The organism is Pseudomonas sp. NPDC089534 (genome assembly GCF_044749305.1).
GTDB lineage: Bacteria > Pseudomonadota > Gammaproteobacteria > Pseudomonadales > Pseudomonadaceae > Aquipseudomonas > Aquipseudomonas ekonensis.
In genome coordinates this window covers 1-1,470 of record NZ_JBIVHR010000215.1, presented here as the reverse complement: position 1 = coordinate 1,470, position 1,470 = coordinate 1, and the positions used below count along the sequence as shown (strand labels likewise).

The 1,470-nt window shown below is 66.8% G+C and carries 1 protein-coding gene; it reads left to right on the top strand.

The genetic code is table 11. From position 1 onward, the window contains the following. Window positions 1-1,260, top strand: a 1,260-nt coding sequence (locus tag ACIP0B_RS28490) for a histidine kinase (RefSeq protein ID WP_400838543.1), incomplete at its 5' end; no start/stop codon positions are given. Window positions 1,261-1,470 lie beyond the last annotated feature (210 nt).

Genomic DNA, 1,470 nt, shown 5'->3' with positions numbered 1-1,470 from the left:
ATCCTCAGCCTCAACGTGCTGCTCAACAACCTGACCAAGAACAAGCTGGTGGCCCACGCCGCCATCTACAGCGTGGACAACCGCATCCTCGCCGAGTCCGGCCAGCGTCCCAAGCACGGCCTGCTGGGCGAAGCCGAGGGCATGTACCAGAGCAAGATCACCTTCCAGGACGTGACCGCCGGGCAATTGCGCATCAGCCTGGACATGGATCAGTTCCAGCAGCCGATGACCATCAGCCTGCAGAGCATGGGCATCCTCAGCGCGATCCTGCTGGCGTTGTCCCTGGCCCTGAGCCTGCGCCTGGGCCGTCACCTGTCCACGCCGCTGCTGCAACTGCGGGTGTGGCTGCGCAACATCGACGAATACACGCCGGGCACCGACCGCCAGGACGAGATCGGCGACCTGGCCCGCCAACTGCACGCCAACTTCGCCCCGGAGCCGGTCGCGCCGCCGCCCGAGCCGGAACCGGAGTTCGAGGACGACGAAGACCCGGCCTTCGAGGTGCGCAACCTGCGTGACCCGAGCTTCGACGAAAGCCGCCCGGTGGAGGCCCGCAAGCCGGCGCCCCGGCAGGTGGTCAGCACCGTGGAAGACGACGAGGACGACGAAGACCCGTTCGCCGACCTGCGCGACGACTCGCTGAACGGTTCGGCCCAGCCGGCCGCCCGCAAGGCCACGCCGAGCGTGCCCCAGCACAGCGCGGTGCTGGCGGTGCAGCTGGGTTCCCAGGAGCAACTGCGCCGCCTGCCCCGGGCGCGCCTGGAAGAGTTGCTGGAACGCTACCGCGACTGCCTGGACCAGGCTGCTTCGCTGTATCAGGGCGAGATCGAGACGCTGAACGACGGCAGCACGCTGATGCTGTTCCACACCGAGGACAGCGGCGACGACTACCTGACCAACGCCATCTGCTGCGGCGAACTGCTGCGGGCCTTGAGCCATCAGTTGCAGATCGAAGTCGCCGACAGCGGCATCACCCTGCAATTGCAGCTGGGCCTGACCCTGGGCGACGAGTTGTTCGGCCTGAGCCAGATCGACCTCCTGCTGACCGACTCGGCCCAGGACGCCCTGGCCCTGTCGCAGCACAGCCGCAACCTGCTGCTGGTGGAGCGCAAGATCAGCGATGACGCGCTGATCCGCCAACGCGCACGGATCCGCCCGATCGCCAGCCCCGAAGGCGCCTGCTGCGTCGAGCGGCTGATGGAGCCTTACCCGTCGATGCTGGAGCGGCAACTGGCGCGGATGCACGAACGCCGGGCGTAGGCCTCAGGTCCGCTGCGTAAAAGCCCGCAGGCAAGCGATTGCCTGCGGGCTTTTTGTTGCCCCCCACAAAACCTGTGGGAGCGTGCCTGCAAGCGATGAGGCCGGCACTTTCGGTATCTGTGGAGACTGATCCGCCGCTATCGCCAGCAGGCTGACTCCCACAGGTATCCCGGGTGATGACAGGTTCTGTGCCCACCCCAAAAACCTGTG